Annotated in this window: 22 protein-coding genes and 1 pseudogene; 12 read left to right on the top strand and 11 right to left on the bottom strand. The window is 66.2% G+C overall.

What is annotated here, in order from left to right; genetic code table 11:
• Positions 1 to 213 (bottom strand): annotated as a pseudogene (locus FVW20_RS19565) (glutamate-5-semialdehyde dehydrogenase); the annotation flags it as partial.
• 478 nt (positions 214 to 691) lie between these two features.
• On the opposite strand from FVW20_RS19565, the gene FVW20_RS02115 reads away from it, so the two are divergent.
• The 5 genes from FVW20_RS02115 to FVW20_RS02135 all read left to right on the top strand — a co-directional run bounded on the left by FVW20_RS02115 (position 692) and on the right by FVW20_RS02135 (position 6,570).
• Positions 692 to 1,387 carry a tetratricopeptide repeat protein gene (locus tag FVW20_RS02115; protein WP_196608091.1) on the top strand — a complete coding sequence of 232 codons (696 nt, stop codon included), beginning with the start codon at positions 692 to 694 and terminating at the stop codon, positions 1,385 to 1,387.
• 4 nt (positions 1,388 to 1,391) lie between these two features.
• Positions 1,392 to 3,281, top strand: coding sequence for an indolepyruvate ferredoxin oxidoreductase subunit alpha (gene iorA, locus FVW20_RS02120; protein ID WP_196608092.1), 1,890 nt, complete (start codon positions 1,392 to 1,394; stop codon positions 3,279 to 3,281).
• Entirely contained in the window at positions 3,278 to 3,883 is a 606-nt protein-coding gene (locus FVW20_RS02125) for an indolepyruvate oxidoreductase subunit beta (protein WP_012611758.1), read from the top strand. Before iorA ends, FVW20_RS02125 begins: the two co-directional genes overlap by 4 nt.
• 4 nt (positions 3,884 to 3,887) lie before the next feature.
• Complete coding sequence (locus FVW20_RS02130; protein ID WP_196608093.1) at positions 3,888 to 5,471, top strand: sigma-54-dependent Fis family transcriptional regulator; 1,584 nt, start codon at positions 3,888 to 3,890, stop codon at positions 5,469 to 5,471.
• A 157-nt stretch (positions 5,472 to 5,628) separates the two neighbouring features.
• Positions 5,629 to 6,570: a GNAT family N-acetyltransferase gene (locus tag FVW20_RS02135; protein ID WP_231038788.1), complete on the top strand. Its 942-nt coding sequence runs from the start codon at positions 5,629 to 5,631 to the stop codon at positions 6,568 to 6,570.
• A 218-nt stretch (positions 6,571 to 6,788) separates the two neighbouring features.
• Here FVW20_RS02135 and FVW20_RS02140 read toward each other — a convergent pair whose 3' ends face one another.
• The 7 genes from FVW20_RS02140 to FVW20_RS02170 form a co-directional block, all read right to left on the bottom strand.
• Complete coding sequence (locus FVW20_RS02140) at positions 6,789 to 7,085, bottom strand: hypothetical protein (RefSeq protein WP_196608095.1); 297 nt, start codon at positions 7,083 to 7,085, stop codon at positions 6,789 to 6,791.
• A 269-nt stretch (positions 7,086 to 7,354) separates the two neighbouring features.
• A complete protein-coding gene (locus FVW20_RS02145; RefSeq protein WP_196608096.1) occupies positions 7,355 to 7,978 on the bottom strand; it encodes a 2-oxoacid:acceptor oxidoreductase family protein in 624 nt (207 codons plus the stop codon).
• Complete coding sequence (locus tag FVW20_RS02150; protein WP_196608097.1) at positions 7,975 to 8,808, bottom strand: 2-oxoacid:ferredoxin oxidoreductase subunit beta; 834 nt, start codon at positions 8,806 to 8,808, stop codon at positions 7,975 to 7,977. Before FVW20_RS02150 ends, FVW20_RS02145 begins: the two co-directional genes overlap by 4 nt.
• 7 nt (positions 8,809 to 8,815) lie before the next feature.
• Positions 8,816 to 9,964, bottom strand: coding sequence for a 2-oxoacid:acceptor oxidoreductase subunit alpha (locus FVW20_RS02155; protein WP_196608098.1), 1,149 nt, complete (start codon positions 9,962 to 9,964; stop codon positions 8,816 to 8,818).
• A gap of 4 nt (positions 9,965 to 9,968) precedes the next feature.
• The gene (locus tag FVW20_RS02160; protein WP_196608099.1) at positions 9,969 to 10,295 is read right to left on the bottom strand and encodes a 4Fe-4S dicluster domain-containing protein; all 327 of its coding nucleotides are present in this window, start codon (positions 10,293 to 10,295) and stop codon (positions 9,969 to 9,971) included.
• A gap of 529 nt (positions 10,296 to 10,824) precedes the next feature.
• Positions 10,825 to 11,058 (bottom strand): hypothetical protein, encoded by a 234-nt coding sequence (locus tag FVW20_RS02165; RefSeq protein ID WP_196608100.1) that lies wholly within the window; start codon positions 11,056 to 11,058, stop codon positions 10,825 to 10,827.
• A 330-nt stretch (positions 11,059 to 11,388) separates the two neighbouring features.
• Positions 11,389 to 13,329: a DAK2 domain-containing protein gene (locus FVW20_RS02170; protein WP_196608111.1), complete on the bottom strand. Its 1,941-nt coding sequence runs from the start codon at positions 13,327 to 13,329 to the stop codon at positions 11,389 to 11,391.
• 599 nt (positions 13,330 to 13,928) lie between these two features.
• Between FVW20_RS02170 and FVW20_RS02175 the strand changes: the two genes are divergently transcribed.
• The 6 genes from FVW20_RS02175 (at position 13,929) to FVW20_RS02200 (ending at position 19,498) form a co-directional block, all read left to right on the top strand.
• The gene (locus FVW20_RS02175; protein WP_196608101.1) at positions 13,929 to 14,696 is read left to right on the top strand and encodes an HAD-IIA family hydrolase; all 768 of its coding nucleotides are present in this window, start codon (positions 13,929 to 13,931) and stop codon (positions 14,694 to 14,696) included.
• Positions 14,697 to 15,029: 333 nt separating this feature from the next.
• Positions 15,030 to 16,085, top strand: coding sequence for a phosphate/phosphite/phosphonate ABC transporter substrate-binding protein (phnD, locus tag FVW20_RS02180; protein ID WP_196608102.1), 1,056 nt, complete (start codon positions 15,030 to 15,032; stop codon positions 16,083 to 16,085).
• A 260-nt stretch (positions 16,086 to 16,345) separates the two neighbouring features.
• A complete protein-coding gene (gene phnC / locus FVW20_RS02185) occupies positions 16,346 to 17,158 on the top strand; it encodes a phosphonate ABC transporter ATP-binding protein (protein WP_196608103.1) in 813 nt (270 codons plus the stop codon).
• Entirely contained in the window at positions 17,155 to 17,943 is a 789-nt protein-coding gene (phnE, locus tag FVW20_RS02190) for a phosphonate ABC transporter, permease protein PhnE (RefSeq protein ID WP_196608104.1), read from the top strand. The genes phnC and phnE (FVW20_RS02190) overlap by 4 nt, the downstream gene beginning before the upstream one ends.
• Positions 17,940 to 18,734: a phosphonate ABC transporter, permease protein PhnE gene (gene phnE / locus FVW20_RS02195; protein WP_196608105.1), complete on the top strand. Its 795-nt coding sequence runs from the start codon at positions 17,940 to 17,942 to the stop codon at positions 18,732 to 18,734. The genes phnE (FVW20_RS02190) and phnE (FVW20_RS02195) overlap by 4 nt, the downstream gene beginning before the upstream one ends.
• A gap of 239 nt (positions 18,735 to 18,973) precedes the next feature.
• Positions 18,974 to 19,498 (top strand): type 1 glutamine amidotransferase domain-containing protein, encoded by a 525-nt coding sequence (locus FVW20_RS02200; protein ID WP_196608106.1) that lies wholly within the window; start codon positions 18,974 to 18,976, stop codon positions 19,496 to 19,498.
• 148 nt (positions 19,499 to 19,646) lie between these two features.
• On the opposite strand, the gene FVW20_RS02205 is transcribed toward FVW20_RS02200, so the two are convergent.
• Positions 19,647 to 20,816, bottom strand: a complete 1,170-nt coding sequence (locus FVW20_RS02205) for a DUF362 domain-containing protein (RefSeq protein ID WP_307831305.1) — start codon at positions 20,814 to 20,816, stop codon at positions 19,647 to 19,649.
• Between the two features lie 530 nt (positions 20,817 to 21,346).
• The gene (locus tag FVW20_RS02210; protein ID WP_196608108.1) at positions 21,347 to 22,498 is read right to left on the bottom strand and encodes an MFS transporter; all 1,152 of its coding nucleotides are present in this window, start codon (positions 22,496 to 22,498) and stop codon (positions 21,347 to 21,349) included.
• A gap of 285 nt (positions 22,499 to 22,783) precedes the next feature.
• On the opposite strand from FVW20_RS02210, the gene FVW20_RS02215 reads away from it, so the two are divergent.
• Positions 22,784 to 22,972: a hypothetical protein gene (locus FVW20_RS02215; RefSeq protein ID WP_196608109.1), complete on the top strand. Its 189-nt coding sequence runs from the start codon at positions 22,784 to 22,786 to the stop codon at positions 22,970 to 22,972.
• A gap of 254 nt (positions 22,973 to 23,226) precedes the next feature.
• On the opposite strand, the gene FVW20_RS02220 is transcribed toward FVW20_RS02215, so the two are convergent.
• Complete coding sequence (locus FVW20_RS02220) at positions 23,227 to 25,662, bottom strand: Lon protease family protein (protein WP_196608110.1); 2,436 nt, start codon at positions 25,660 to 25,662, stop codon at positions 23,227 to 23,229.
• Positions 25,663 to 25,986: the final 324 nt, after the last annotated feature.

A 25,986-nucleotide genomic window follows, 5' to 3' on the forward strand; every position in this document is an offset into this window, starting at 1 on the left:
GCGTGCGTTGGCGGCCAGGATGTCGGCCTCGCGCGATTCCAGCAGCCCGGCCAGGCGCAGCAGGGCGTCGATCTTGACGGCGGGGGCTGCTGCGGCCAGCTTGCGGGCGGCGGCCTTGGCGCGCTTGCCCATGGATTCGACCAGCTGGGCGATGTCGCTCGCGGCGGTGTCCCTGGTCGCATCCGGGGCGTGGGTGATGTTCTGCGTGCTCATGGCGGCTCCGGCGCTCTGGCGTTCCGTGTGGTGGCGGAACGACGTGAAGGTTGCGAAAGATTGCTATAGCCGCAGCCCCCCGGCAACGCAACAGTATGCCCCCCGGGGCGCACAAGGGCTGGGTGGCGCCGCGCCTTTCGTCCGCCGCAGGGTACATGGCTGCCGTTCATGCGCAAGGGCAGGGGGACCCGGGCTGCAGGTGGTCACGGCAAGGGGGTACGCAGGGCCTGAGACACGGGCGACCGCCCATGCGGGGATGACCCTCCGCGTATCGCGCAAGGCGGCTTGCATGATTTGGGCGGGCGTCGGGGACAGGGCTGGAACGTCTTGTCAAAACCCGCAAGCCCAGACGGGCCGCGAGAAACCGGCTTCCGTCCGGAATCCTTTTGACATTTCTGTAATGGGCACGTAAAAGAATCGGGCTTTGCGATTTCCAGCCATAAAGCGGCCCTGCGCCGCATTCCAAGGAGCAATTCGCATGTCGGAGAACACTGTCCGCAAAGGTCTGCCGCGCGCCCAGCAGCAACCTGTAATTCCCCAGCAGCTGCAGGGCGAGGTGTCCGGAGAGGCCGCGCCGCTGCTGCGTTTCGTGCTCGACAACGCCCGCACAATCGCCGCCGGTCTCGGCGTGCTGGTGCTTGCCGCAGGTGCCGGCGCGGGCTACCGCTGGTGGGCTGCCGACAAGGCGCGCGAGGCACAGGCCGAACTGGGCGTGATTACCGTGGCCAAGACCGGCGCGGAACGCGTGCAGGCGCTTGAGGCGTTTCTGGCCAAGGCGCCGTCGGACGTGCGCAATGCCGTGCTGCTGGACCTTGCCGCCACCGCCATGGAACTGAAGGACTACGACAAGGCCGCCTCGGCCTGGGAACGCCTGGCCGCCGTCGATGGCGCCACCGGCGTGGTGGCCCGCATCGGTCGTGCGCAGGCCTTGTCGCAGGCAGGCAAGGACGCCGAGGCCCTGGCCGTGCTGGAAGGGCTGGAAAGCTCGGTGAGCGAGATTTCGCGCAATGCCGTGCGCGGCCAACTGGCCGTCGTGGCGGAGCGTGCGGGCAAGCTGGACCGTGCCGTGGCCGCCTACGAGCAGTTGATGGCCTCCGAGTCCGCGGGCAACAAGGACTACTTCAAGAGCCGCGCCGCAGCGTTGAAGGCCCGCATGCAGAAGGGGGGCGCGTAAGCCCATGAACGAGTCCACTGCAACATCGGGCGCGACTCCGGGCGCCCGCCCGGTGAATCCCCTGCTGGCCGATGAACCCGGCGCGCGCCGCCTGCTGCTGGGCAACGAGGCCATCGTGCGAGGCGCGCTTGAGGCGGGCGTCAATCTGGTGGTCTGCTACCCCGGCACCCCGTCGTCCGAAGTGCCCGACACCTTCCGCCGCATCGGCGGCGGTGGCCGCTATCGCCTGGAATATTCGGTGAACGAGAAGGTGGCCATGGAAGTGGGGGCGGGTGCCGCCCTGGCCGGGGCGCTGACCCTGGTGACCATGAAGCACGTGGGCGTCAACGTGGCCGCCGACCCGCTGCTGACCATGACCTACACCGGGCTGCCCGGCGGGCTGGTGCTGCTTTCCGCCGACGACCCCGGCTGCCACGCCAGCCAGAACGAGCAGGACAACCGCACCTACGCCCGTTTCGCGGGCATGCCGTGCTTCGAGCCCGCCACCGCCCAGGAAGCCAAGGACATGACGCGCGATGCGCTGCTGCTGGCGCGCGAGCTTGAACAGCCCGTGCTGCTGCGCACCACCACCCGCGTCAACCACCTGCGCGGCGCGGTGAAATTCGGCTCCCTGGGCCAGCCCGCGCCCATCGTGCCCTTCGAGCGCAATCCCCATCGTTTCGTGCCCGTGCCCGCCGTGGCCCGCGTGCGCCACGCCGAACTGGTCAAGCACCTGGGCATGGCGCGCGAGAAGGCCGAACATTCCCCGTGGAACACCGTGCGCGGCGAAGGGCGCTTTGGCGTCATCGCCAGCGGCATCAGCCGCGCCTACCTGTCCGACGCCCTGCACGAGACGGGCTGGGACGACCGGGTGAAGGTGCTGGACCTCGGCATGACCTGGCCCCTGCCGGAAGCCCTGCTGACCGACTTCCTGTCCCAGTGCGACGCCGTGCTGGTGCTGGAAGAACTGGAACCCCTGCTGGAAAACGACGTGCGCGCCCTGGCGCAGCGCAACAACCTGCCGGTGGCCGTCAGCGGCAAGGGCGGCGCGCTGACCATCTACGGCGAATACTCCACCCAGACCGTCACCCAGGCCCTGGCCGACCTGCTGGGCGAAACCGCCCGGCTGCCGATCGCCTGCGACCCGGAAACGGCCCTGCCCGTGCGCCCGCCCAACCTGTGCCCCGGCTGCTCGCACCGCGCGCTGTACTACGCCGTGCGCAAGGTGTTCGGCGACGACGCCGTGTACTCCAGCGACATCGGCTGCTACACGCTGGGGCTGTTGCCGCCCCTGCGCATGGCCGACTTCCTGTTCTGCATGGGTTCGTCGGTATCCTCCGGCTCCGGGTTCGCCACGGCCTCGGGCAAGCCCACGCTGGCCTTCATCGGCGATTCCACCTTCTTCCATTCCGGCATCACCGGGCTGGTCAACGCGGTGTTCAACAAGCACGACCTGATCGTGGTGGTGCTGGACAACGGCACCACGGCCATGACCGGCCACCAGCCCAACCCCGGCGTGGTCCAGGAAGTGCTGGGCAACGCCTGCGTGCACCTGGACATAGAGGCCGTGGTGCGCGGCTGCGGCGTGGCCGACGTGGTCAAGGTGCGGCCCTTCAACGTCAAGTCCACCATGAAGGCCCTGGCGGAAATGAAGGAACGCTCCGGCGTGCGCGTGATCATCGCCGAGGAACCGTGCGTGCTCTACGCCCGGCGCACCCTGAAGAAGCCGCGCAACCAGGTGGCCTACGTTGCCGAGCAGGGGCCGTCCGTGGCCGACTGTCTGGAACACCTGGCCTGCCCCGCCTTCTTCCGTGACGACACCGGCATCCACGTGGACGAGAACCTCTGCGGCGGCTGCATGGTCTGTCTGCAGGTTGCGGACACCATCAAGGCCCGCAAGAGGAGCGACGCATGAGCACCCCCGCACGCATCCGCATCTACCTTACCGGCGTGGGCGGACAGGGCACCCTGACCGCCACCACCCTGCTGGCCCGCACCGCCCTTGACCAGGGGCTGGAAGTGACCTCCGGCGAAATCCACGGCATGGCCCAGCGCGGCGGGGTGGTGGAATCCACCATCCTGCTCGGCGGCTGGATGAGCCCCAAGATAGGCCATGGCGAGGCGGACCTGATCCTTGGCTTCGAACCGCTGGAAACCCTGCGCGGCATGACCCACCTGGCCGCCGGGGGCAGCGTGCTGTCCAACACCGAGCCGCTGCCGCCGGTGGGCGTCTCCACCGGGCGCGAAGCCTACCCCGAGATGGAGCGCATCCGCGCCAAGGTGGAAGGCTGCGCCGCGAAATCGTGGTTCCTGCCCTGCCGCACCCTGGGCCTTCAGGCCGGGTCGGTGCAGGCGGGCAACAGCGTGCTGCTGGGCGCGGCCTGCGCCTCCGGGCTTCTGCCCTTTGGCCCGGACGCGCTGGAAGCCGCCATCCGCACCCATCTTGCCCCCAAACTCATGGACATGAACCTGAGGGCGGTCGAACTGGGTGTTCGGGCCGTAGCCTCCGCGAGCTGACCGCATGACCACCATTACCGACGACAAGCGCCTCCAGCCCTATCTCGGCACGCTCCAGAAGATCGTGTCCGACATGGGGCCGCAGCGACCGTTTCAGTCCACCCTGAAGTCGCTGCTCCGCACGCTGGCTGAAAACCATGACTTCCAGCGGCCGCACATCGTCATCTTCGACCCGGAGACCCGCACCCTCAAGCTCAGCCTGTCGCAGACGCCCACCAAGGCGGACCACGTGGAATACGAGCCGGGCGTGGGCGTGACGGGGCAGGTGTTCTCCACGGGCCAGCCGGTCATCGTGCCGCGCATCAAGGACCACCCGGCCTTCCTGAACAAGGCCTTTGGCCGGACCGACGAAGAGCAGGAAAACCTGGCCTTCATCTGCGTGCCGGTTCTGGGCCCCGCCGACGAACCCCGGCAGGGCCGCGAAGTCATCGGCACGCTGAGCGTGGACACCCCCTCGGTGTCCATGCCGCAGCTGGAATCGCACTGCCGGTTCCTGGAGGTGGTGGCGGGCATGATCGCCAACCACGCCTCGTACCTGCAGGAGGAAATGGCCCGCCAGAAGCACCTGATGACCCAGGGCCTCATCGTGGGCGACAGCAACGACATCGGGTTCACCCCGTCCAACGTGGTTGCCGCGTCCAAGGCCATGCGACTGGTGCTGAACCAGGCGGCCCAGGTTGGCCCCAGCCGCGCCACGGCGCTGCTGCGGGGCGAATCGGGCACCGGCAAGGAACTGCTGGCGGAAGCCATCCACCAGGCCAGCCCCCGGCGCGAGATGCCCCTGATCAAGCTGAACTGCGCGGCGCTGCCCTCCGAACTGGTGGAAAGCGAGCTGTTCGGCTACCAGAAGGGCGCCTTCACCGGGGCGGTGCACACCAAGAAGGGCCTGTTCGAACTGGCCAACAAGGGCACCCTGTTCCTGGACGAAGTGGGCGAACTGTCGCCCAACGCCCAGGCCAAGGTGCTGCGCGCCATACAGGAACAGGAAATCCAGCGCCTGGGCAGCGAACAGACCATCACCGTGGACGTGCGCCTGATCTGCGCCACCCACCAGCCGCTGGAGGAACTTGTCGAGCGGGGGCTGTTCCGCGAGGACCTGTACTACCGCATCAACGTGTTCCCCATCTTCATTCCGCCGCTGCGCGAGCGGCGCGAGGACATCCTGCCGCTGGCGGAACACTTCCTGCGCATCTATTCCGACGAGTATTCGCGCAGCATCAAGCGCATTTCCACCCCGGCCATCGACCTGCTGACGCAGTACCACTGGCCCGGCAACATCCGTGAACTGAAGAACTGCATCGAACGCGCGGTGCTGGTGTGCGACGAACAGGTCATCCGCACCTACCATCTGCCGCCTTCGTTGCAGACGGCGGAATCCACCGCCACGGACACCAACCTCTCGTTCTGCGAGGCGGTGGCCAAGTTCGAGCAGGAACTGCTGGTGGACGCGCTGAAGAAGGCGCGCGGCAACATGCTGCAGGCAGCCCGCGACCTGCGCGTGAGCTACCGCATCGTCAACTACAAGGTGAAGAAGTACGGCATAGACGCCAAGAAGTTTGCCGTGGCCAAGGCGCGCGGCATGAAGTAGGCGCCCCCCCGGCTGACGCACGCATGTTCTGCGACCGGCTTCCGGCAACGGGGGCCGGTCGTTTGCTTTGGGTGCCGGAGCACGGGGACGCCGCCCGCCGAGGACTCGGTTCGGATTGGGCGCTGCATGGCAAGGAAGGCGAACCATGGGAACAGCAATGAATATCCGCGAAATGCAACGCTGCATCGAGGACAACCTGGCAACCCGGCTGGCCGCGCAGGTGGAACTGCTGGACGGCGGAGACACGGTCGGGCGCACGGGCCGGGCGGTGCCGGGTAACGGGCAGGACATGCCGATGCAGCCGGAGCGGGCCATCCAGCCTGAGCAGCCGGCACGGCTTGACCGGGCGGACGTGCGTGCCGTGTACGCCGGGGTGGCCTCGGACACCTTCAACAAGGCCTTCGGGTATGAGGGCGGTGTGCCGCTGGCGGATACCGTGGCGGCGGTGCGGTCGTTCTTCGGTGGGCGTGGAGCGCCATACACATGGTGGCTGGGCCCGCTTTCCGGCGCGGGCGACGGGGCAGGGGGAGGGGAAGACATGCCCGCCGCGCTGGCCGCGCACGGCTTTGCCGTGGGCGAAGTGGAGACGGGCATGTACCTGCCGCTGGCGGATGCGGATATGGAAGGGCCAGCACCAACGCCGGGTCTGGATATCCGTGTTGTCCGTGATGCTGCGGGCGTTGCCGATTTTGCCGAGGTGTTGGCCGCCAACTGGAATCCGCCCGACGGCGAGGTGTTGCGCTTCTACCGCCGCGCCGCCCCGGCCCTGTGCAGCCCCGGATGTCCGGCAACGTTGCTGGCGGCGTACCTGGATGGCCAACTGGCAGCGGCAGCGGAAGTGTACCGCACCGCGTCGGGATTCCCTGCGGCAGGGGGCACCGCGCACCTCGACGTGGCGGGGGTGTACAACGTGTGCACGCTGGAGGCCTTCCGGCGCAAGGGACTGGGCACCGCCGTCACCCGGGCCGCCTTGCTGCATGCCCGGCAGGCGGGCTGCCGCCACGCGGTGTTGCAGGCCTCGGGCGACGGGTACCGCGTCTATGCCCGGCTGGGCTTTCGCGACGTCGGGCACTTCGTGGAGTGCGTGCCCGCGGACTGAACCGCGTGCTGCCAGTGCCAAGCGGCGCGGCATCGCCGCGCCGGACGCCAGAATGACGAAAACGGGCGGGACCGCGCATGCAGCGCAATCCCGCCCGTTGCATTTCGATGATGCATGCCGGGTACAGTCCGGTGTTGCCCGGCTTGTCCTGTCTGTCTTGTCTGGCTGACCGGCTTGCCGGGGGTGCCGGGCCGTTCCGGCTGGCCGACCCGAACGGCTTACGCCGTGGGGTCTTCGTCCAGCCAGCCCTGCAAGGCCTCGATGATCTTGCGGGCCTGGTCGGCGCTGGAGATGTTGAACTTGGACTGGGCGCGGTATTCGCCGTTCGTCTTCTTGTAGCGCTTCACCACGTACTTGTCCGCGCCGTAGTCTTCGGTCTTGGGATCCCACTGCTGGTAGCGGAACAGGATGGTGGTCCATGCACCCTTGGAGAGCACGGACTTGTCCAGTTCCTTGACCACAAGCTGGCCGTCTTCCTCGTAATTCACCGTCAATTCTTCAATGGTCGTGCTCATGGTCTGGTCCGTCTGCGCCCGGCGAGGGGCGGAAATGCGTTGTTTTGGCGAGGTGTTTGCGTCCCGCCCTTGACTCTCTTTCTTGCGCGTGGCGTGAATTTCGTTCTCCGGCAAGGAAGGCAAGTTCGCCGCGATGGGAGCGTGCGCCAGCCGTTATGCGAGTGCGAAGCACGAGTATTACGGATGGCGACCGCAGAGTGCTCTTTGGTACGTGACCGGAGCGGCGAACGAAGCCTGACGAAGCCGGAGGGCGAAAGCCCGCCGCGCGCCTACACTATGATGTCGTCCTCGGCATGCGACCCACTCTCCTCCGCCGCCGCCCAGATGCCGCCCGCATCCCCGAAGTGGCGCTGGGCCTGCTTCAGCCCCAGGGCGAAGGCCTTGGCGTTCACCTCGCGGATCTTGGCGGGCAGGTTTGCCTCCAGGCTCTTGCGCATCACCCTGGGATCGGCAAAGGGCAGAAGGTGCGTCACCGCGCCCATGACCATGGTGTTGATGGTCATGGGGTTGCCTATCTGCTCCTTGGCCATCTGGGTGAACGGCAGGCCGAGGTACACGTTGGTGGGCGCGTGCTTGACCAGCGTGGTGTCCACCAGCAGGATGCCGGTCTTTTTCAGCAGCCGGTAGTAGCTGTTGCACGCCTCTGGGCTCAGGGCCACCAGCAGGTCCAGGTTTTCTGTCTTGGGGTAGCTGATGGGGCGCGAGCTGACAACCACGTCGGCGCGGCTGGAGCCGCCGCGCGCTTCGGGGCCGTAGCTCTGGGTCTGGGTGACGTAATAACCGTGGCCCAGCGCCAGCGCAGAGCCCAGCAGGCGGCCCAGGGTGATCAGTCCCTGCCCGCCCAGGCCCGAAAGGCGGATTTCGAAACGGTCTATGGGTTGCGGCGCCTTCATCGGTTCTGCCCCATGAGTTTGCGTTGCAGCTCGAAGTAGCGTTCCTCAAGGCCCGGTTCTTCCACGTCGCGGAACACCCCGATGGGGATGCGCCCGTCGGCGGGTTTCTGGTCCGGGTCCTTCAGGGTTTCCACCTTCACGGTGTTGGACTTCAGCCACTTGTACATGTCCACGGCGTTGCGGAACTTGTTCTTGCGCCCGTACTGGGTGGGGCAGGGGCTGAACACTTCCACCACCGAAAAGCCGGGGTGCATGATGGCCGTGCTGATCAGCCGGTCCAACTGGATGGCGTGGAACGAGGTGCCCCGCGCCACGTAGCTGGCACCTGCGGCCTTGCACATGTCCGCGATGTCGAAGGCCTTTTCCAGCGATCCGAAGGGCGTGGTCATGGAAATGTCGCCCTGCGGCGTGGCGGACGAACACTGCCCGCCGGTCATGCCGTAGATGTGGTTGTTCAGGATCAGCGCGGTAACGCCGATGTTGCGCCGTGCGGCATGGATGAGGTGGTTGCCGCCGATGGACAGGGCGTCGCCGTCGCCCATGACGCAGATGACCTTCAGCTTGGGGTTGGCCATCTTGATGCCGGTGGCGAAGGTAAGCGCCCGGCCATGGGTGGTGTGCACGGTGTTGAAGTCCACGTACACGGCCATGCGACCGGAACAGCCGATGCCCGCCACCAGCACCACGTCGTCCTTGGGCAGGCCCAGTGCGTGCACGCTGCGGATCAGCGACCCCAGCACGATGCCGTGGCCGCAGCCCGCGCAGAACACGTGGGGGAACTTCTTGTTATGGCGCAGGTAGTCGTGGATGAGTTGGGTAACGTCCGCCATGGCCCACCTACAATATGGCTTTCAGGATTTCGGAGGGAGTGATGATCTGCCCGTCCACCCGGTTGATGGTGCGCACCTTGGTGCGGCCATTGTTGACGCGCTTCACCTCGCGCGACATCTGCCCCATGTTCATTTCGGGCACCACCACGGTGTGGCAGCGGTGGGTCAGCCTTTCCACCGCCGGACGGGGGAAGGGGAACAGCGTCTTCAGGGTGAGCAGTCCGGCCTTGGCCCCGCGTTCGCGGGCCTGTTCCACGGCCAGGTGGGCGGAACGCGCCACGCTGCCGTAGGCCACCACGGCCACTTCCGCGTCGTCCAGCATGTACTCGTCGGCCATCTGGATGTCGCCGTAGTACTGGTCGATCTTGCGGAACAGGCGCAGCATGGCGTCCTTCACTTCATCGGGGCGCTGGGTGGGGTAGCCCATGACGTCGTGGGTCAACCCGGTGACGTGGGTGCGGTAGCCGGAGCCGATGGGCGCCATGGCGGGCACGCCGCGCGCCGTGTCGGCGTAAGGCTTGAACCATTCCGGCGGCACCGTGGGCTCCACGCGGGAAAGGATTTCCACCTCGTCCGGGTCGGGCACGGTGATCTTTTCGCGGGTGTGGGCCGTCACTTCGTCCAGCAGCAGGATGACCGGGGTGCGGTACTTTTCGGCAAAGTTGAAGGCCGTCACGGTCATCTCCAGGCATTCCTGCACATTGGAGGCGGACAGCACGATGATGGGGTGGTCGCCGTGGGTGCCCCAGCGGGCCATCTGCACGTCGGCCTGGGCGGGGCTTGTGGGCAGGCCGGTGCTGGGGCCGCCGCGCATGACGTTGACCACCACCAGCGGCGCCTCGACCATGCAGGCGTAGCCGATGTGCTCCTGCATCAGGGCAAAGCCCGGGCCGGAGGTGGCCGTCATGGCCTTGCGGCCCGCCAGCGACGCGCCGATGGTGGCGCCCATGCTGGCGATTTCGTCTTCCATCTGAATGAACACGCCGTCCTCGATCAGGGGCAGGCGGTTGGCCATGACCTCCATGATCTCGGTGGACGGGGTGATGGGGTAGCCTGCGTAGAACGAGCACCCGGCCAGCAGTGCGCCTTCGGCCACCGCCTCGTTGCCGAGCGCGAACAGTTCGCGTCTCTTGCGTTTCTTGCGTTGCACCGACATGGCGTCACTCTTCGGGGTTGGGGTTCGGTTCGGCCGTGCGCACCGGGGGCGAGGCGCGACCGTGTTCGTTCTCGGGGTCGCTCCATCCGCTGCGCGGGTCCGGCTGGGCGGCACCGTTGCGGGTGCGCGGCTTGATGGCGATGGCGAAGTCCGGACAGTGCAGTTCGCAGAACCCGCAATTGATGCATTCGTCCTCGTGGGCCACCTCGGCCTTGCCGAAGGCGTTCAGCACAAGCACCTTGGCGGGGCAGAACGCCACGCACAGGCCGCAGCCCTTGCACCAGTCGGGGTAGACGCAGACGCGGGTCTGACCTTTTTGCTTCTTTGACATGGGCACACCAGTGGTGGCTTTGGGTGCAACGGAGCAGGGCGTCCGTTCCGTGGTGGCCGGGCCGCGTGGGCCGGGATGATGCGAGCGGTGAGAGTGCCGCCCCTGCGCGCGTTTGGGCCATCAATAAACGCAACCACGGGTCACGGCAAGAAAAATTCACCATGCTGCACGGTTGTGCAAACAGTGGAAGCATGCCGGGGGTATGGCGCGATCGGTCCGCCGGCTGGCAGGATGCAGTGGTGGCGCGGCATGCCGCCTGTTTTGCAGGCGGGCGCGCGGCGTGTGGAAAATGTGCGGTGCGGGGGGGCGTTGCACGCAGGGGGGTGGCACGGGGAGTCGGATCGGAGCGGGCGTGGTTGCAGACGGTACGCCGGAATGCGCCGAATGCGCCGAGTGAACGGGCGCGTTGGCCGACCGGGAGGAGCAGGGCCTGCCCCGGAGGGTATGCGGAAGGCCGGTGCAGGCGGGGCGGCCAGCCGGGCGGGGCATAACGTGAAGGCGGCCCCCGAAGGAGCCGCCGATGGATGCGTCAGATGGACCAGCTTGCGATCAGCCCCCGGATCACTTCCGGGGCAACGCCGCGTTGCGATGCGGTCATGATCTTGGTGGGATACTGTTCCGCAACCTGCAACGAACGCATGTACAGGGCGATGATTTCGTCCGTCACCTGAAGGCGCATGCCGGAACGTACCTGCTGGCCCAGCACCATTTCCAGCATCTTGCGCCCGGAAAAGGTGGAGATGTCCGAATAGATGTACGCCATGGCGCACCCCCTTTGGCACGAAGGCCATCACGGCATGGCTGCGTCCCCCGCAATCGTCCGGAATGCGGATTGGGACGGCGTCATGTCGCCTGTTCGGGGCTGCCGGTCCGTGGCTGCCTGTGATGCCGGATGCGGGCGGACGGGCGTGCCCTTCCGCTGCCTTCCATATCCTGACAGATAGCCGCAAGGCGGGCGTCTGGCAAGGGCACGACCACGAAAAGCCGCGCCCGGGGATGATAATCCGGCGGCGCGGCGGGTGCGCCAAGGGTGCGGTGCGGCTGATTGGCCGATCTCATGCCTGAAGCGTTCGCAACATTCCGGTTTTCATGATTATCCGACTTTTTGGTCACCCAGCAGGGCTACCGCGCAGGCGCCGGGACCGCTGTGGCAGCCCAGCACCGGCGATGCGGGCACCACGTACAGCGGGGCCACGCCGAAACGGGCTTCCAGTTCCTTCGCGTAGCGTGCGGCGGTGTCCGGGGCGCCCACGTGAGCCACGGCAAAGCGGGGATTGTCCAGGTTGGCCGCCGCCCGCTCCAGCAGGGCAAAAAGCTTTTCCCCGGCGCGGCGCGGGCCGATGCCCTTGGCCGCCACGTCCACCTTGCCGCCCTTGCGCGGGTCGAAGCACAGCACCGGCTTGATGTGCAGCAGCTTGGCCACCATGCCGGTGCCCCGGCTCATGCGGCCGCCGCGCACGGCGAAGTCCAAGGTTTCCATGGAAACATACACGTGCAGGTTGTCGGCGTCGCGCGCGGCCAGTCGGGCCACCTCCGCGGCGTCCATGCCAGCCTGCGCGCGGCGGGCCGCCTCCAGCACCACCAGGCCAAGGCCCACGGTCAAGGTGCGGCAGTCCACGGCGGCGATGTGGGGTGACACCATGCGCGCCACGGTGGCGGCGGACTGGTGGGTGCCGCTGTACATGGCCGTCACGTGCAGCGAAGCCACCTGTGCATGGGTGCGCAGCACCTCTTCGTACACGGTGCGGAAGTCTGCGGGCGCTGGCTGCGAGGTGCGCGCGGAGCGGGACGAGGGCAGGCGGCGGTTGAACTCGTCCACCGAGATGCTGACCTTGTCCACGTACTCCTCGTCGTCCAGGAACAGGCGCAAGGGCACGGTGCGGATGCCGTACTGGTCCAGCAGTTCGCGCGGCAGGTCGCAGGTGGAGTCGGTGACCACTGCGGTGCCGGTGGGCGCGGGCGCTGCCTGGGGGTGCCCCCCCGCCACGGCGGCCAGCAGGTCGCGGTGCTGGCGCAGCATGTCCTCTGCCTTGTGGTGCGACACCGCGCCGTATTCGGCGGCAATGGCGAACACCGTGTCCGGCGTGTCGGTGTGCACGTGGACGCGTGTTACGGCCCCGGCGCCAGCCACCACGATGGAATCGCCCAGTTGCTCCAGTCGGCAGCGCAGCTCTTCGCGGTCGACCGGGCTGGCCGCCTCGCTGCGGATCAGGCATTCGGTGCAGTAGCCGTAGGTCAGTTCCTCCACGGCCACCCGTTCCTGTGCCTCGCCCAGGGTGGCGCTGTCGGCCTGTGCACCGTCCTGTGCACCGACTGCGCCGGTGGTTTCCGCCGGGCCGTCTGTCTTGCCGCGCCGGTTGAGGGTGCCGCGCTCGGTAAATTCGGCAATGCCTTCCAGCAGGTACACAAAGCCAAGGCCCCCCGCATCGACGACGTCTGCGGCCTTGAGCGCGGCCAGCTTTTCCCGGGTTTCCTGCACCGACTGGCGGGCACGGTCCAGCGAATCGTGCAGCAGGTGGTGAAAGTCCTTGTAGGAATGGCAGTTTTCGCGCAGGTGTTCGGCCCAGTCGCGGATGACCGTGAGGATGGTGCCTTCCTTGGGGTGGGCGATGGCCTCCACGGCGCGGCGCGCGGCCAGCGACGCGGCTTCGGCGAAGTCGCGGGGGCTGACGCGCGAAAGATCCTTCACCCCTTCGGAAAAACCGGCCAGAAACTGGGCCAGGATGACCCCCGAATTGCCCCGCGCGCCCATCAGCGCCGATTCGGCCACGATGGAACTCATGCGCCCGATGGAACTTTCCGGCGTGGCCGAGGTGGAAGCCACGATGGATTTCATGGTGCCCGCCATGTTGCTGCCCGTGTCGCCGTCCGGCACGGGAAACACGTTGATGGCGTTGAGATGGCCGTGCTTTTCGATGAGACGCCGCGCGGCGGCGCGCACCACCCGGCGGAAGCGGATGCCGTCGAGATAGCTGATGCGCGAGGGCTGGGCCTGGCCTTCGACGGCGGATGCTGCCTGGTGGTGGTCCGCGATCTGGTCCGTGTTCCGGGCCGAAGCGGGGGGCGGGGTTTGGGACGGAGTCTGCCTTTCCTGCAAGTGGGGTGGCTCCTGACGGGACAAATATATGGAATGGGCGCGCAAGGCCGGGGCATGGCGAAACTGTGTCGCAAGGGCACGGTGCGTGCAGTCGGCAACGGCCTTGCGGCATGCCCGTCCCAGCGGCGCGTTAGCTATAATGGAGTTGCCGTGTCACTGCAACATTGTTGTAACAGTATGCAATAAAACGTAAATGTGATGTTTTCTTGATGGATGGCCCGGTCGGGCGGGGGCGGGAGCGTGCGGAACCTGCCCCCCGGCGTTGACGAGGCAGGCCTGCCGTGCGACATGCTGCCGGGAACGTGCGACGCCTTCCGGCGTTGTCGTCTGAAAGCCCCGCACCTTCCCGGAGCTCTGGCCATTTCCGGCAGTTGCGGCCAATTGCGGCCAGTTGCGACCAGTTGCGGCCAATAACGCACCGTTCGCACACCGTGTGCGCGTGGTCTTGACCCAACCGGAGAAGGGCAACCCGGCAACCTGTTGCGCCCACCACGTTCCCTCAACGCATCGCGTCTACATACCATATGGGAAATTGCATGAATCTCGACCAGAAGCGCTGCATCATCTTCGACCTGGACGGCACGGTGTACCTGGGCGATCAGCCCATTCCCGGCACGGTGGACTTCATCCGCCGCAACCTCGGGGTGCGCGACATCCAGTTCCTGACCAACAATACTTCCAAGAATCTTGCCGATTACACGGCCAAGCTGGCAGGCATGGGCATCCACATCGGCCTCGACCGCATGCTTTCGCCGCTGCTGCCGTTGGTGGACCACCTGCGCGAGCAGTCCATCACCCGAGTCTATCCGGTGGGCAACGCCAACTTCACCGCGTTCCTGCGCGAGCGCATGCCCGACATCGTATTTACCGCCGGGGAAGACTGCCAGGCCGTGCTGCTGGGCTACGATACCGAGCTCACCTACCGCAAGCTCACGGAATCGTGCCTGCTGCTGCAACGGCCGGGGGTGGCCTTTCTGGCGACCCATGCCGACAAGGTCTGCCCTTCGCCGCAGGGGCCGCTGCCCGACGCGGGCAGCTTCATGGCCCTGTACGAAGCGGCCACCGGTCGCACGCCCGATGTCGTGTTCGGCAAGCCCAACACCATCCTGCTGCGCTCATTGCTGCAGCGGTACCAGCCCCACGAAATGGCCATGGTGGGCGACCGCATCTACACAGACAAACTGCTGGCGGAAAACGCCGGAATGGACTTCATACTCGTGCTCAGCGGCGAAACACGGCGCGAGGATCTGGCGTCGCTTTCACGCCAGCCCGCACTTGTAGTGGATGACCTGGGCGAATACTGACCGTTGTCAAGAAAAGACAGGCAATCGTACCCTGATGCGCGGCGTAACAGTAACGTCGTTTGCTTCGGGGGCGGGCGGCTGTCAGGATGCTGTCATGCGGCCCGGTCTCACCCGCTCCCCCCCATGGCCGAACATGTCCGGTCATGTCCGGTCATGTCCGGTCATGTCTGGCCATGGCTGGTCATGACTGGCGGATGTCCGTTGGGCAGAAAATGCTTTGAGAATTTGCCCCGGCAGATTATAATGTGACGATTTTGCGGCGTTTCGGTGACGAGAATGAGACGCCGCAAGGGCCAATCATTCCAACGTCAACGCCATATCGAGGAGAAGGCAATGACCAAGAAGTGGATGCAGTTGCTGCTCGTTCCGGTTATTCTGGCCGCTGCCCTGAGCGTCCTGTCCCCCTGCATCGCCAAGGCCGCCGACGATTGCGCGAACCGTGGCGCGCTGGACGGCATGTTCTGCGACGACAACAAGGATCTGGTGGCCGACACCCCCAAGGACAAGGGGAAGTGGAAGGACCCGAGCACGCTGGTGTTCACCTACACCCCCGTTGAAGACCCCGCCGTCTACAAGGACGCCTTTGCCGACTTCCAGGCCTTCCTGGAAAAGCGCACCGGCAAGAAGGTGGTCTACTACACCGTGCAGTCCAACGCCGCCGAAGTGGAAGCCATGCGTTCCGGTCGTCTGCACATCGCCGGGTTCTCCACCGGGCCCACCTGCTACGCGGTCAACCTGGCGGGCTACGTGCCCATCGCCGTCAAGGGCGACGCCGAAGGCTTCCAGGGCTACCGCCTGCTGATGATCGTGCGCAAGGACAGCCCCGTGCAGACCCTGACCGACCTGAAGGGCAAGAAGGTTGCGCACACCTCCGCCTCGTCCAACTCGGGCAACCTGGCCCCGCGCGCCATCTTCCCCAAGCTGGGCCTGACCCCCGAAAAGGACTACACCGTGGTCTATTCCGGCAAGCACGACCAGTCCATCCTGGGCGTGGGCTACGGCGACTACGACGCCGCCCCCGTTGCCGGCGACGTGTTCAAGCGCATGGCCCAGGCCGGGCGCATCAATGAAGCCGACTACCGCATCATCTGGCAGAGCGACGTGTTCCCCACCTCTTCGTTCGGGTATGCCCATGACCTGAACCCCGACCTGGTGAAGAAGATCGTCGATGCCTTCCACGAATACCGCTTCACCCCCGAAATGCAGAAGACCTTCGGCGGTGCCGACCGGTTCTTCCCCGTGACCTACCAGAAGGACTGGGCGGTCATCCGCGAAATCGCGGAAGCCAACGGCGAAACCTTCAACCAGACCGGTCTGCAGAAGATCGCCGAGAAGGAAGCCGCCGAGGCCGCCAAGAAGAAGCAGGAAGCCGAAGCCAAGAAGCAGTAGCATACATGGGGCGGGTACCGGCATGTCCGGTGCCCGCCGTTTTTGCACGCGGCGCGGGGCGCCCCGTGCCTGGCATTTGAAACCGCGTGTCATCTCCGTTTCCCCGGGCCAACGTACCGGCCCACCGCGCAGGCAGACCCTTCGGGCTCCGGCGCAGGGCACGGACCCGGCACGCCGTCCGCAGGACGCACCACGCCCGCAGGCCGGATGCCATCGGGCGTTGTGGCGCGTTCTTCACCAGCAGCTCCGGGAATCAGCAAGTGCACAAGGCAACAGAGTCCGCTTCCAACTCCCGTCGTCCCGCGTGCAGCGCGGGCGACAAGTCGCTCGTCGTCGAGAACCTGCGCAAGGAATACACGCGCGGCAAACCCGTGCTCAAGAACATCAACCTGACCGTGGCCGGGCAGTGCACCACCGCCATCATCGGCCCGTCCGGCACCGGCAAGAGCACGCTGCTGCGCTGCATCAACCGGCTCATAGAGCCCACCTCCGGGCGTATCCTGGTCAGCGGCCAGGACATCTGCACCCTGCGCGGGGCCGACCTGCGCGCGGCGCGCCGCCGCATCGGCATGGTGTTCCAGGAATACAACCTGGTGGAGCGCCTGTCGGTAATGGAAAACGTGCTCTGCGGTCGCCTGGGCTACATTTCGCCCTGGCGCGCCTGGTTGCGCAAGTTTCCGCAGCAGGACATCGAGCGCGCCTACGACCTGCTGGACATGGTGGGGCTGACAGAATTCGCCCGCGCCCGCGCCGACGAGCTTTCCGGCGGCCAGCGCCAGCGCGTGGGCATTGCCCGCGCGGTGATGCAGCAGCCGCACATCCTGCTGGCGGACGAGCCCACCTCTTCGCTGGACCCCAAGACCTCCGTCGAGATCATGGAGCTCTTGCGCGAAGTGGCCTCCGTCAACGACATCCCCGTGCTGGTGAACATCCACGACGTGACGCTGGGCCGCCGCTTTGCCGACAGGGTGGTGGGCATGTCCAAGGGCGATGTGGTGTTTGACGGCGTGCCCGGCGACCTGACCGACGAGCACCTCAAGCTCATCTACGGCGGCGAGGACTGGCTGGCATGAGCACTGCTACCGTCGCCCGTCCCGCACCCTTTGCGGTCAACTGGTGGGCACGCTTCGGCTACCTGCTGGCCGTGCTCTACTGCCTGTATGCCCTGTCCATCCTGGACATTTCCTGGGACCGCCTGCTGGCGGGGCTGGACAACGGCGCCCGCTTTCTGGGGGCCATGTTTCCGCCGGAGTTCAAGCGCTGGAAGCTGCTGATCGACAACCTGCTGGAGTCATTGCAGATCGCGCTTATTTCATCGCTGTTCGGGGTGCTGATTTCGCTGCCGGTGGGCCTGTGCGCCTCGCGCAACCTGATGCCCGACTGGCTGACCTGGCCCGCGCGCGCCTTCATCGCCGTGTGCCGCTCGTTCCACCCGGTGATCTTCGCCATCCTGTTCGTGAAGGCCGTGGGCTTCGGCCCGCTGGCGGGCATCCTGACGCTGATCTTCGCGTCCATCGGCTTTGTGGCCAAGCTGTTTGCCGAGGCCATCGAGGAAATCTCGCTGAAGCCGGTGGAGGCCGCGCGGGCCGCAGGCGCGCCGTTTCTTTCGGTGCTGAGCTTCGCCGTGCTGCCGCAGGTGCTGAACCGGTTCATCGGCTTTTCCACCTATCAGGTGGACTCCAACCTGCGTAACTCCACCATGATCGGCATCGTGGGCGCGGGCGGCATCGGCGGTACTCTGGCCGCGGCCTTCCAGCGTTTCGACTACAGCTTCGTGTGCGCCATCCTGCTGGCCATCATCGCCCTGATCATGGTTTCCGAGTATGTGGCGGTGCGGGTGAAGGGGGTGTTCCAATGAGCGCCGAGCGCATCTGGCAACGCTTCACCCCGGCGGAGCGCATGGCGCGCTTCGTGGTGTTTCTGGTGGCGGGCATCCTGCTGGCGTGGTCGTTCCGCACGGTGGAGATCATACCCGAATTCCTCATGGACGCCCCGGAACAGGTGGCCGACCTGTTCAAGCGCATGTGGCCGGTGGACTATGCCTACTACGAGCGCGGCGTGCACGCCGTGCTCATCGAAACGCTGCACATCGCCACCGTGGGCACCATCATGACCCTGGGCATCGCCATACCCGTGGGCATCATGGCGGCCAGCAACGTGTGCCGCGTGCCCGCGCTGAACTGGCTGGCCACGTTCATCCTGGTCTCGTCGCGTTCGGTCAACACGCTGGTCTGGGCGCTGCTGTTCGTGGCGGTGTTCGGCCCCGGCACGCTGGCGGGTACGGTGACCATCGCGGTGCGCTCCATCGGCTTTGTGGGCAAGCTGTTCGGCGAGGCGCTGGAAGAATCCGCCCCCGGCCCCATCGAGGCTCTGCGCGCCGCCGGTGCGCCGTGGATCAGCGTGTTCCTGAAGGGCTACTGGCCGCAGGTTTCCCCGGCGTTCTGGGGCATCGCCCTGTTCCGCTGGGACATCAACGTGCGCGAATCCTCGGTCATCGGTCTGGTGGGCGCGGGCGGCATCGGCATGGCCCTCGACGAGGCGCTCAACCTGTTCCATTGGGACCGCGTGGCGCTTATACTGGTATGCATCTTCGCGGTGGTGGTCATCGCGGAGGTGTTCGTCACCCATATTCGCAAGCGCATCATTTAAAGACTGTCACCAAATTGTCCTTTTGCCCGTTGGCTTCGTCAAACTTCGCTTGGCATGTCGGTCGAATACGATAAGAGTATACTCCCTCATGCCAAGCTCGTTTTCCTTGCCAACGAACAAAAACCCTAATTTGGAGACAGCCCCTTAAGAGGCGTAGCGCGAGGTTCACGGGGCGGCGAAAGCCGCCCCTTTCAGTTACGGCACGTCGATTGCCCCGCGGAGCGGGGCGGGAGGAACCCATGCAACGCCTGAAGGGAAAGCGCGTCCTCATGTTCGTGGACGACGTGTATGAAGACCTGGAGCTGTGGTACCCCAAGCTGCGCCTGATCGAAGAGGGCGCCGAGGTGGTGGTGGCCGGGCCGGAGAAGGGCCGCACCTACGCGGGCAAGAACGGCTACCCCTGCAAGGCCGACGCGGCCATCGCCGACATGGAGGACACCAGCTTCGACCTGCTGGTGATCAGCGGCGGCTTTGCCCCGGACAAGCTGCGCCGCGACCCCAAGGTGCTGGAACTGACCCGCCGCATGCACGAGGCGGGCAAGGTGGTGGCCCACATCTGCCATGCCGGGTGGATTCCCATTTCGGCGGGCATCATGCGCGGCTTCCGCTGCACCTCCACCCCCGGCATCAAGGACGACCTGATCAACGCCGGGGCCATCTGGGAAGACGCCGAGGTGGTGGTGGACCGCAATCAGGTCAGCAGCCGCAAGCCCGACGACCTGCCCGCGTTCTGCAAGGCCATCATCGAACTGGCAGCCGGATAGTCCTGTCGGACGGTCTGACACGGACAGTCGTCCCGGTCGCAAACCGGCTCCGGGCCACACCGGCGCCAATGTGACGCAAAAGGGGAGAGACCTGCGGGTCTCTCCCCTTCATTTTTCGTGCAGGCAGCATGCTGCCCGGTGCGCATGGCTACTTGATGGTCACCAGTTCGTAATTCCCGCTGCCAAGCCCCAGGGCCTCGGCATGTTCGATCTGGCTCCGCCAGTTGGTGCCGGGGTGGACAACGCGGAAATGGTCGTGCCGTCCGGGGTGTCCTGCGTGTGCAGCGTGACCTGCGCGCCCTGCGTGGCTGGCACAGCCGCAGGCCGGTTCATCCTTGCCTTCCGACTGCTTGCCGAACCTGTCGCCCAGCACCGAGCCGGGAATGACCGGCGCGGCATTGACGGCGTCAATGCAGGCCTTGTCCAGCGCCACCGGGTCGAAACTGGCAAAGATGCCGATGTCCGGGATGATGGCGGCGTCGTTTTCGCCGTGGCAGTCACAGTTGGGCGAAACGTGGTTGACCACGCTGATGTGGAAGTTGGGACGCCCGTCCAGCACGGCCTTGGCGTATTCCACCATCCGGATGTTCACGTCGTCGCTGCTGCCTGACCACGGCGTGTCGATTGCGTCGAAGTTGCAGGTGGCGATGCACCGCCCGCAGCCCACGCACAGCTCGTGGTTGATGGACGCCTTCTTTTCTTCGTTGAAGGTGATGGCGTCCTGATTGCAGTACCTGGCGCAGGTGCGGCAGCCCACGCACTTGTCGTGGGCAACGCGCGGCTTGCCGTTGTTGTGCATGATCATCTTGCCAGCCCGGCTGCCGCTGCCCATGCCGATGTTCTTGATGGCCCCGCCGAAGCCTGTCAGCTCGTGCCCCTTGAAGTGGTTCAGCGAGATGAAGACGTCGGCGTCCATGATGGCCCGACCGATCTTGGCGGTTTTCAGGTGCACGCCGCCTTCGATGGGCACCTCCACCTCGTCCGCGCCTTTCAGGCCATCCGCGATGACCACGTGGCAGCCGGTGGAGAACGGCGTGAACCCGTTTTCGTAGGCGGCGTCCATGTGCAGCAGGGCGTTGTTGCGGCGGCCCACGTAGAGCGTGTTGGCATCGGTCAGAAAGGGCATGCCGCCCAGCTTCTTCACCCGGTCCGCGACGGTCTTGGCGAAATTGGGGCGCAGGAAGGCGAGGTTGCCCGGCTCGCCGAAATGGATCTTGATGGCCACGAAGGCGTTCTGGAAATTGATGCGCTCCATGCCCGCCGCCAGCATGAGCTTGTCCAGTTTGTCGAGCAGGCTGGTGCCGATCTTGCACCGCATGTCGGTGAAATAGACCCTGGACGGCTCCGCGCCTGCGCCCGCCTGCTTCGTGCCCTTTGGACCGGTACCCTTTTGCGCGGTTTGCTTCGTGCCTGCCTTGGCGGCTTTGCTCCCGCGCGCGGGACGCTCATTACTTGCGGAAGCCGGGGACGCGTGCACTTTCCCGGATTTTGTCGTTTCGCTCATCGTCATGTGCCTCCGTGATTGGCAAGGCATGCCGCAACGGTCATCCGCTGCCAGCGGGTCATGCTTGCCGCTCGAGTGTTTCCTGTCCGGCAGGCCCCGGCCCTGCCGGGGCAATGGTCTTACACCCATGTTTCTTACCGCAGGCTGGCAGGCTGCGGAAGGCATGATTCCACCTTTCTTTTGCACATTCCTCTCATGTGCGCCTGCATGCGCGGGATGGACCGACCTGCTGCGCGGCACGGCGCATCCGCGGAAAGCAGCTGTCGGCGGCATGCACAAGGGCCTTGCGGATACTGTCCGCAAGGCCCTTGTGCATGCCGCGACTCTGGCTGGCCGGTTGCGGGCTAGTGCAGCCGCCACGCCGCCAGCGCGAGCATCAGGCAACTGACGGCGGCCCCGCCCGCGAACACGGCGGGCAGGTCACCCCCGGCGTAGAGCAGGCCGAACAGCAGCGGGGCCAGGGTCTGGCCCAGACGCAGCAGGGTGCCGTTGACGGCCATGATGGCGGCCCGCTGCTGGGTGGGGGCCAGCGAGGTCATCATGGTGGACAGGTTGGGCAAGTTCAGCCCCTGGGCCATGCCGAAGCACAGCACCGGCCCCAGCAGCCACCACAGGTCGGGCATCAGCGGCAGAAGCAGCATGGCGGCGGCGTAGAGAACATGGCTGAGCATGATCAGCCGCCGGGCGGGAAAGCGTTCCGACAGGCGTCCCAGTTGCGAGGCGATCATGGCCGTGCCCAGCGAGGACACGGCAAAGATGGCGCCGATGCGCGAAGGCGCGGCGTGGAAGCGGGCGTCCGCCAGCACCGGAAAGAAGGTGACCATGGGGCCGTACAATTGCACGAAGGTAAGCAGGGAAAGCCCGAACAGCACCAGTGCGCGAGGCGACAGCGCAATGCGCAGGGTGGAGCGGAAATATTCCCCCAGGGTCTGGGTGGCGCGCGAGGCGGGCAGACGCAGGCGCGCGGCGGCCAGCATCAGCGGCAGCACGGCCAGCGGCAGCAGGAAGGGCACGTTCCAGCCAAGCTCCGCCAGCAGGCCGCCCACGGCGGGAAAGATGGCCGTGCCCAGGCTGAGCACACCGGCGTTGTAGCCCATGGCCCGCACCCGGTCGTTGTCTTCGTACAGGTCGCCGATGAGGGTGGTGTACAGCACGCCCAGCGGGGCCGCGCCAAACCCCTGCACGAAGCGGCAGGCCAGCAGGGTGGAAAGGTCACGCGCGAAGAAGCAGGCCGAGCCCCCCAGAACGAAAAGGGCCATGGCGGGCAGCAGCACGCGCTTGCGGCCCAGCCGGTCGGCCAGCACGCCCGCGATGGGGGCCAGCACGATGCCGGGCAGGGTGAAGGCGGTCAGCACCAGCCCCACCGAGGCCAGCGGAATGCCCAGTTCGCGGGCCATCAGCGGCAGTGCTGGCATGATGCTGGAAACGCCCATGATCACCGTAAGGGTGATGCCGAAGATGGTGTGCAGGTTTCTGTCGCGCAGCAGCGGGTGCATGGGGCTTCCGTGGGAGGTCGAATGTTCGGCGGGTTCTACGCCCGACTTCGTGAGGCGGTCAAGGCAGACGGACGAGATGGCCAAGGCGGACGGGAGACAAGGTAAAAGCGCGAAACCGTGCCCGCACGAGACGAGGCCGGAATGCATCCTGCCGCCATTGTTGCATCGACGGCGGTTACCGGATAGGAAGTGGGGGGAGCTGGCATGTTGCCACCGCTTTGGGGGTGGGTGGGGGGCTGGTCAGCGGGGGGCCAGCCGCGTCCAGCATACGCAAGGGAGAAGTTGATGCCGCCGGACGACCAGGAAGGCTTGAGGGTACGCTGCCCGTACTGTCACAAGATTTTCATGATGCGCAAGAAACTGCCCTCGTCGGAAGCTGCTCGTGTTCGGGTGAAGTGCCCTAACTGCGGCGAGGACATCCTGCTGCCCGGCGATGTGTTGGTGCGGGCCTGCAAGGGCGGCGAGAAGAAGTAGCCAGCAACGGTTGCCCGACTGGCCCGTACGTGGCGCCGGACGTGGCGCCGGGCCGCCGTTCGTTCGGGGCGCGCCCTTACCAGCCCATGCTGTTCGGGTACGTTCGTTTGCCACGATTCGCGGTGCGCCCATGACACGCCCGGTCGTTTGCATACACCCGATATTTTCTGTTTCAGTGGCCCCGGCCACTCAGCGCAAAGCCCCGGCATCTGGTGATGCCGGGGCTTCGTTCATGGATGGTTACCGCACGCGGCCTAGCGCTTGCGCTTCTGCTTGAAGGCATCCTTGGCCAGCTTGCCCAGTTCTGCCAGGCGACGGTCCACCTTGTCGTACAGGGTGCCGGGGGTAAAGGTGGAATCGGCGCGCATGCGACCGGCGGGCATGCCGGTAAGCAGTTCCATGGCCTCGGTGATGTGCGCCACCGGCCAGATGGAAAAACGCCCCTCGTTCACGGCGGCCACCACTTCCTGCTTCAGCATCAGGTGGGCGATGTTGTCCCTGGGCAGGATCACGCCCTGCTCACCGGTCAGCCCGTGGCGACTGCACACCTCGAAGAACCCTTCCACCTTGCGGGTCACGCCGCCCACGGCCATGATCTGGCCGGACTGGCTGACCGCGCCGGTGAAGGCCAGCGAAAGCCGGATGGGCACGTCCGCGATGGCCGAAAGCAGGGCCGCCAGTTCCGCGCCGGAGGCGGAATCGCCCTCGATGCCCGCGTAGCTCTGTTCGAAGCACAGGCTGCCGGTCATCACCAGCGGTTTGGTGCGGGCAAACTGGCTGACCAGATAGCTTTTCAGGATCATCATGGCCTTGGTGTGGATGGGCCCGCCAAGCTCGGCTTCCCGCTCAAGGTCGATGATGCCCCCGTGCCCCACGCCCACGGTGCAGGAAATCTGGTGCGGCAGGCCGAACTCGAAGTCGCCGTACCAGGTCACCGAAAGGCCGTTGACCCGGCCCACTTCGCTGCCGCTGGTGCGCACCTTGATCAGTTCGCGGTCGTATTCGTCCATGTAGTGCTGCTCGACAAGGTTGGCGCGGTAGGTGCGCGCCACCATGGCGTCGTGCAGGGTGGTGCGGTCCACCAGCGCGCTGCCCTTCATGGAGGCCAGGGCCGAGGCCTCGATCATCAGTTCGCGCAGCACCGGGAACTTCAGCGACAGCTTGCGCTGGTCCTCTATGATGCGCGAGCCGTAATCCACCAGGCCCGCCATGGCGTCGCGGTCGAAGGGCAGCAGCTTGGCTTCGTCGATGATCCGGGCGATGCGCGCAAGGTACACCTTCACCCCGTCGGCGTTGCGCTCGGTGGCCTCGGTCAGGTGCGCCTTGATCTTGAACAGCTTGGGAAAACGGTCGTCGTTGACCAGCAGCGTCTCGTACATCTCCTCGGTGCCCACCAGCACCACCTTCAGGTCCAGGCGCAGCGGTTCCGGTTCTATGCCCTTGGTCTTGGTGGATTCCTGTCCGTCGCCCGCGTCCTCTATGCGGGCCAGGCCCGAACGCAGGGCGCGCAGCAAGCCTTCCCAGGCGCTGGGGTAGGACAGGATGTCCTCCATGTGCAGCACCAGGAAGCCGCCGTTGGCCTTTTGCAGCGAGCCCGCCTTGACCAGGGTGAAGTCCGTCACCAGCGCGCCCATTTCCGATTCGCGCTCGATGCATCCCAGCAGGTTGGACGGGGTGGGGTGGTCATCCACCACGATGGGCGCGCCGTGGGTTTCGCTGTTGTCCACGAACACGTTGATGTCGTAGCGGAAGGACGTGTCTTCGGGCGGCGGCCCCAGGTCGGGCTGCTGCTGCGGCATGTGGGTGGGCATGTCGCGTTGCACGAAGCCTTCGATGTTGTCCAGGATGTCTTCGCGCATGTCCGCGAAGTAGCGTTTCAGTTCGTCGCACGGACAGGTCTTGGCGAACTTGTCGGCCAGCGGCGTCAGGAACTGGTCCAGCACCTCGCGCACCACTTCCTTTTCCAGGGTGCGCTCGTCCTCCACAAAGTCCTGTTCGGCGCGGGTCAGCTTGCGCATCAGGCCGGTCATGGCTTGCAGCAGGCGGTCGCCCTTCAGTTTCAGGCTCTTGCGCAACGTGGCGTCGAGCTTTTCGTACTCGTCCTCGCTGAGGCGCTTGCCCTCCACAATGGGGTACAGGGTCAGGCTGCCGGAATCGTCCATGTCCAGGTTGAAGCCTTCCCCCCCGGCCACGGTGTCCATTTCCTTGAACAGCTTGCTGCGCTGGGTCTGGAACTTGTCCAGCAGCAGGGTGCGCTTGCGCACGAAGGCGTCGTGCTCGAAGCGGCTGGGCGCTTCCTTGCGGGCCTTGGACAGGGCCTGGGTGAGGGCGGTGCGCAGCTTGCGCCCCTGCCCGGCGGGCAAAGCGATGAGGCGCGGCCTGTCCGGATCCTCGAAATTGTAGACGTGGACGAGGTCCGGCGGGGTATCCATCTTGCGGGCGCGCGGCGCAAGGTATTCGCGCAGCATGTAGGTGCGGCCAAGGTTGGCCTCGCCCGAAAGGTAGACGTTGTAGCCGCCGTCGCGAATGTGCAATGCCAGTTCCAGCGCCTGCAACACGCGGGGCTGGGGGGTGCGGCGCATGCCGTTGCGCGGCGGGCGCGGAATGGCGTCGCTGGTCTCCCACCGGATGCGGGCGGGGTCGAGCGTGGCGCGAAGACGGGCGGCGGGCAGCGGGGAAACCTTGGTCATGATGCTCCTGCACGGCGAACGAGTGGAAGGGCCGGGCTGATGGCCCGGCGGGTTGCACGGCCCCGGCGGAAAAACCGGTGCCGAACCGGCGCGAGGGGCCGGGTTTCTTAGCCTAGCGTGTTGCTTCGCGCTTGTCACGCCCCGCAGGGCGGTGCGGTCGAGCGGATGATGACGGCGGGTGCGCGGGAACGAACGCCAGCTGCCCACCGGGGGGCCGTCACGGGGGGATTGCAGCATGCGGGAACGGCATGCAGCCGCGATGTGTGCCGTGGACAGGCGCGGCGGCAGGAAAACGCCGGGGGCGGTGGCGCGGGGCGGGCGAAG

This window comes from Nitratidesulfovibrio oxamicus, assembly GCF_015731765.1.
GTDB classification, from domain to species: domain Bacteria; phylum Desulfobacterota; class Desulfovibrionia; order Desulfovibrionales; family Desulfovibrionaceae; genus Cupidesulfovibrio; species Cupidesulfovibrio oxamicus.